This window comes from Mycobacterium sp. (assembly GCF_035653355.1).
Lineage (GTDB): Bacteria > Actinomycetota > Actinomycetes > Mycobacteriales > Mycobacteriaceae > Mycobacterium.
This window is the reverse complement of the sequence record NZ_DASRBZ010000095.1, coordinates 1-3,849: the sequence shown is the minus strand read 5'-3', so window position 1 is coordinate 3,849 and position 3,849 is coordinate 1. Positions and strand designations below refer to the sequence as shown.

Here is a 3,849-nt window from a genome sequence, read left to right as displayed (position 1 = left end):
CTCCGAGCTGCTGCTGGACTGCCTGCAACTCGCCGCAACCGCCCGCGAGGTCGACATGCGGGCCAGCCCGTATGATCTCAGCGGCTACGGGTACTCGCCGATCGCGGTTGAGCATGGCGCCGGCCGTGCCGAGTACGTGCGTTGCCAGAGCGCGATCGCGCAGCGCGCCGCGCCGCTGCGGGCGGCGCTGTTGGCCCAGTGTGACCTGCTGTTGCGGGCCGTCGACTGCGGGTAGTCAGGCTGCCGGCCGGTAGGCTGGGCTAGTTGCCAGTGAGGAGGAACGATGACAGATCGCGTGCCGGTGGGGAACCTGCGCGTCGCCCGGGTGCTGTACGACTTCGTCAACACCGAGGCGCTGCCGGGCACCGATATCGACCCGGACAGCTTCTGGGCGGGCGTCGACAAGGTCGTCACCGACCTCACCCCGCAGAACCAGGACCTGCTCAACCGCCGCGACGAGCTGCAAGGCCAGATCGACAAGTGGCACCGGCACCGCGTCATCGAGCCGATCGACCCCGATGCATACCGTGAGTTCCTCACCGAAATCGGCTATCTGCTGCCCGAACCCGAAGACTTCACCATCACCACCGCCAACGTCGACCCTGAAATCACCACTACAGCCGGGCCGCAGCTGGTGGTGCCGGTCACCAACGCGCGGTTTGCACTCAACGCGGCCAACGCTCGTTGGGGCTCCTTGTACGACGCCCTTTACGGTACCGACGTCATCCCCGAGACCGACGGCGCCGAAAAGGGCAGCGGCTACAACAAGGTCCGCGGCGACAAGGTGATCGCGTATGCGCGCAAGTTCCTCGACGAGGCGGTGCCGCTGTCGTCGGGCTCCTGGGCCGACGCCACCGGCTTCAAGGTCGACGACGGTCGCCTGGTGGTCAGCGGCGAGGGCGACGAGGACGACCGCGGCCTGGCCGACCCCGGCCAGTTCGCCGGATACACCGGCGAACTCGGCTCCCCCGCCTGGTCGGTACTGTTGGTCAATAACGGCCTGCACATCGAGATTCTGATCGACCCGGAGTCGCCGATCGGCAAGACCGACCGCGCCGGCGTCAAGGACGTCGTCCTCGAGTCCGCGGTCACCACGATCGTCGACTTCGAAGACGCAGTGGCCGCCGTCGACGCCGACGACAAGACCCGCGCCTACCGCAACTGGCTCGGCCTGAACAAGGGTGACCTGTCCGCCGAGGTGGACAAGGACGGCAAGACGTTCACCCGGGTCCTCAACCAAGATCGCACCTACAGCGCGCCAGACGGCAGCGAATTCACCCTGCCCGGGCGCGCGCTGCTGTTCGTCCGCAACGTCGGTCACCTGATGACCAACGATGCGATCGTCGACGCGGACGGGAACGAGGTGTTCGAGGGCATCCAGGACGCGCTCTTTACTGGTCTGTGCGCCATTCACGGACTCAAAGCCGGCGACGCCAACGGCCCGCTGGTCAACAGCCGCGCCGGGTCGATCTACATCGTCAAGCCGAAGATGCATGGCCCCGACGAGGTCGCGTTCACCACCGAGCTGTTCAGCCGTGTCGAAGACGTGCTCGGACTGCCGCAGAAAACCCTCAAGGTCGGCGTCATGGACGAAGAGCGGCGCACCACCGTCAACCTGAAGGCCTGCGTCAAGGCTGCCGCCGACCGCATCGTGTTCATCAACACCGGCTTCCTGGACCGCACCGGCGACGAGATCCACACCTCGATGGAGTGCGGTCCGATGGTGCGCAAAGGCGCGATGAAGACCCAGCCCTGGATCCTGGCCTACGAGGACAACAACGTCGACGTCGGCCTGGCCGCCGGATTCGCGGGCCGCGCCCAGATCGGCAAGGGCATGTGGACGATGACCGAGCTGATGGCCGACATGGTTGAGCAGAAGATCGCCCAGCCGCGCGCGGGGGCCAGCACCGCCTGGGTGCCCTCACCCACCGCGGCGACCCTTCACGCGATGCACTACCACCAGGTTGACGTGGTGGCGGTGCAACAGGAGCTGGCCGGCAAGAAGCGTGCCACCATCGACCAGCTGATGACCATCCCGCTGGCCAAGGAGCTGGCCTGGGAGCAAGACGAGATCCGAGAAGAGGTCGACAACAACTGCCAGTCGATCCTGGGCTACGTGGTGCGCTGGATCGACCAGGGTATCGGCTCGTCGAAGGTCCCCGACATCCACAACATCGACTTGATGGAGGACCGGGCGACCTTGCGCATCTCCAGCCAGTTGCTGGCCAACTGGCTGCGGCACGGCGTGATCACCGCCGAAGATGTGCGGGCCGGGCTGGAGCGGATGGCGCCGATGGTCGACCAGCAAAACGCCGGGGATCCGGCCTACCGGCCGATGGCACCCAACTTCGACGACAGCATCGCGTTCCTCGCGGCACAGGACCTGATCTTGTCCGGCACCCAGCAGCCCAATGGCTACACCGAGCCGATTCTGCACCGGCGCCGCCGCGAGTTCAAAGCTCGTGCGAGCGGCTGATTTCGGCTGCGCATCCAGTGGCTACCGATGAGTAAACTCGGCGCCGAATCGGCAGCAGAACCGCTTCGTCCACGGAAAGGGTGCAGGGACCGGCATGGGTAGGCACAGCATGCCCGAGCCCGAGGATTCGGCCGCTGAACAGTCCGACGACCTGCCGGACGACTACCCGGGCTGGGACGACGACGAGGACACGGGTCGCCACGGCGTAAGTGGCCCCGACGCTGTCGGCTACCCGCGGCAGGAGCCCTACCCGGGCTATGCCGACCACCTGGGCGAAGAAGACCTGGACGACTTCCCCGACGACGTCTTCGACCACGCCGAACTCGACCACGCCGGGTTCCGCGACGAGCACGACAGTGCTCGCGAAGAGCCGGATTTCCCGGAAGGCGACCAGCCGCCCGCCCCGCCGCCGCCCACCGGCCGGGCTCACCGCAGCCAGTGGCGCGGCGGGCATCGCAGTGACGGCGGCCCGCGCGGCGTCAGCATCGGTGTGATCGCGGCGCTGGTGGCGGTCGTTGTCGTGGTGGCGGCGGTAATCCTGTGGCGCTTTTTCGGTGACGCGTTGTCCAACCGCTCGCACACCGCCGCGGCGCGCTGCGTCGGGGCCACCGAGACGGTGGCCGTCGTCGCCGACTCAACGATCGCCGACAGTGTGCAGCAGTTCGCCGAGCGCTACAACAAGTCGGCCACCCCCGTTGGTGACCACTGCATGCAAGTCAGCGTGAAGTCGGCCAGCTCCGACGCCGTCGTCGACGGGTTCATCGGCAAGTGGCCGTCGCAGCTCGGTGACCGTCCGGCGCTGTGGATCCCGGGCAGCTCGGTATCCGCGGCGCGGCTGTCGGCGGCAGCAGGAAAGCAAACCATCAGCGACAGCCGCTCGCTGGTCAGCTCGCCAGTGCTGCTCGCGGTGCGGCCCGAATTGCAACATGCGCTGGCCAGCCAGAATTGGGCGTCGCTGCCGGGGCTGCAGACCAAGCCCGACGCATTGGCCGCGGTGAACTTGCCGGCCTGGGGATCGTTGCGGCTGGCGCTGCCGCTGGACGGCAACAGTGACGCCCCGTACCTGGCGGGCGAGGCGGTGGCGGCCGCGTCGGCGCCGCCCGGCGCGCCACCGACCGCGGGCAGCGGCGCAGTGCGCACGCTGATCGACGCGCAGCCCAAGCTGGCAGACAATTCGCTGACCGAGGCGATGAACGCGTTGCTCAAACCCGGCGATCCGGCCGCGGCGCCGGTACATGCGGTGGTCACCACCGAGGAGCAGGTTTTCCAGCGCGGGCAGTCTAACGATGCCGCCGGCGCACTAAGGTCGTGGGTACCGCCCGGACCGGTTGCGGTCGCCGACTATCCAACCGTGCTACTCAGCGGGTCGTGGC

General features: G+C 67.7%; 1 protein-coding gene and 2 pseudogenes. All 3 read left to right on the top strand.

The annotated features are described in order from the left end of the window. Positions 1-235 (top strand): annotated as a pseudogene (locus VFA16_RS03045) (3-methyladenine DNA glycosylase); the annotation flags it as partial. A gap of 48 nt (positions 236-283) precedes the next feature. Continuing rightward, positions 284-2,476 (top strand): malate synthase G, encoded by a 2,193-nt coding sequence (locus VFA16_RS03040; protein WP_324966396.1) that lies wholly within the window; start codon positions 284-286, stop codon positions 2,474-2,476. A 94-nt stretch (positions 2,477-2,570) separates the two neighbouring features. After that, positions 2,571-3,849: pseudogene (locus tag VFA16_RS03035) on the top strand (hypothetical protein); the annotation flags it as partial.